Source organism: Microbulbifer okhotskensis (genome assembly GCF_023895975.1).
In the GTDB taxonomy this organism is placed as follows: Bacteria; Pseudomonadota; Gammaproteobacteria; order Pseudomonadales; family Cellvibrionaceae; genus Microbulbifer; species Microbulbifer okhotskensis.
Genome location: NZ_JALBWM010000261.1, coordinates 1 through 1,894 on the forward strand (window position 1 = coordinate 1; position 1,894 = coordinate 1,894).

3 protein-coding genes are annotated in these 1,894 nt (G+C 42.3%); 1 reads left to right on the top strand and 2 read right to left on the bottom strand.

The genetic code is table 11. The features are described from left to right. Nucleotides 1-15: 15 nt before the first annotated feature. Complete coding sequence (locus MO867_RS21860) at nt 16-318, bottom strand: Ig-like domain-containing protein (protein ID WP_252473088.1); 303 nt, start codon at nt 316-318, stop codon at nt 16-18. Here MO867_RS21860 and MO867_RS21865 point away from each other — a divergent pair. Next, nucleotides 307-789: a hypothetical protein gene (locus MO867_RS21865; protein WP_252473090.1), complete on the top strand. Its 483-nt coding sequence runs from the start codon at nt 307-309 to the stop codon at nt 787-789. The two genes, MO867_RS21860 and MO867_RS21865, sit on opposite strands and share 12 nt — an antisense overlap. 511 nt (nt 790-1,300) lie before the next feature. On the opposite strand, the gene MO867_RS21870 is transcribed toward MO867_RS21865, so the two are convergent. Beyond that, nucleotides 1,301-1,690, bottom strand: a complete 390-nt coding sequence (locus MO867_RS21870; protein ID WP_252473092.1) for a DUF2004 domain-containing protein — start codon at nt 1,688-1,690, stop codon at nt 1,301-1,303. Between the last annotated feature and the right edge of the window lie 204 nt (nt 1,691-1,894).

The following is a 1,894-nucleotide window of genomic DNA, read 5'->3' on the forward strand; positions in this document are numbered from 1 at the left end:
ATCTGGCCGTGGTTCCTACCTATTTCGCCCCCTAAAACTGTCCGAAGTATTGATAGTTACTGTAGCGATATTACTAGCCCCATCGCTATCGGTCGCCACATAAGAGAAGCTATCGGTGCCAGTAAAGTCAGTTTTAGGCAGATATTCCCTGCGCTGCCCACTACCCGTTAAAGTGCCATGAGCGGGCTGTGTTTGAATGTAATACTGTAGCGAATCCAGGTCCGCATCATACGCAGCGAGAAAGACAGATTTGGCCAGGCGGCCATGTGCAGCCATATTCACTAATTGATCGTTAGCAATAGGTAAATGATTATCCACGTCGGCTTCCGGGAGTGTATCGACCCCCCCCCTCCCGAATTATCATCACCACTGCCGGAATCTTCCCCGCTAGAGCCACCACCATCTTCTTGCGGCATAGTTGTATCCCCCCCACTGCCGCCTCCACCACAGCCAAAAAGTAGCGAACTTAGTAATAATAAAAATGGGATTTTTAACCCCTTTAAAGATTTAAGTTTATTATTGGTATGTATTAACATTGCCTGCCATATAAATATACTGAAATTAACCGCTGTAGCTTACAGGTATATGTTGATACATGCCGTGAACCAGTTCTTTAATTTAATCGATCCGTTTAACAGCCTTTTATACCAACAAATCTACCGCTTAATTTTCCAAATCTTTAATGCCGACCAACCCACATTTGAGCGACAACAACCACCTGCCATCGTTATTGCTCTATTTATACTAAAAATCAAAATCTATTTATATCTCGATTTACTTCTCGGCTAGAGGTCCAGGCAGAAAGTGGGGTAACCTATAAGATTTTTGTTTAATTTTTATGCCTGTTTTTGACACCTGACTTTTCCAGCAGAAAAAGTTATTGGCCAAAGAATGAACCGCTTAGCCCACTATCGTCGATTTCTAGATTATTTTCATCAGAACTTTTTCTTTGGGCAATTTCTGGGCATGAAGACGAAAACACGGCGCCGCCCGAACAAGCATTATTTCCTCAATCACCGAATTTTGGGATGTCATCGCGCCGGTTAACGTGATTTCTGCATTCCTGCAGTCAGCATTGTGGGGCAACCTAAACTGTAGACGTTAAGTGGTGAGAGAAGATTGGAAAATCGGTGTGACCTTAGGCAAAGACCTGAAATTTACCCCCATAATTATCACGTGCAGCAAAATTCTACTCGAAGCCAAGGCCACACCTGACGCACATACCTTATCAACCGCCTCTTTAGAGACCGGTTATATTCATGCGTCATATTAACGATCACTAAACAAATACCATAATGCATCATCCTTCAGTAGACACCTCTTTTACACCTCCACTTTCATCAAAAGAAACCACAACAAACTCATCACAACACCCATATTTAGATTCTGGGTCTGGACCAAAATTATAATCACACACTATAAAATCAGCATCTGACGGATAGAACCCGATCCTGTAAATTCGGAACAATTTAAGCAGCGCATCCTTTTTCTCTTTTCTTTCTCCCTTCGTAATTATAGATTGAATCCTGGGCTCAACAAACTCCATACCCTCTTCCAAATTAGCTAACCAGTCCTCAAGATGAATATCTACCGCTTCGTCTTTACATTTATAATTATTACAAATAGCCTCTCGTGCCAGACGCTCTAATTCAGGAAGCTGCTCTAGTGCTGTTTTTAAATCTGACGCCATGCGCGTGTAGCTTACACCGGTCTTACTGTGATCTATATTCAGACCCAAAGATACCTTATACCCATTGACTTCTATCTCTATGCCATAATCATCTTCCTCATCTAACTTGATGCCCCCCCAAAAATGGTAATTTTATTCGTTTCATCTTACAACACTTCGGACAATTTCATGCAGCTATAGCCCCATAGTCACTGTACCGCTCGT

Bases quoted from the DNA above. Each gene is read 5' to 3' on its own strand.
- MO867_RS21865 (WP_252473090.1), top strand. From the start codon at position 307: ATGATTATCCACGTCGGCTTCCGGGAGTGTATCGACCCCCCCCCTCCC.
- MO867_RS21870 (WP_252473092.1), bottom strand. From the start codon at position 1,690: ATGGCGTCAGATTTAAAAACAGCACTAGAGCAGCTTCCTGAATTAGAG.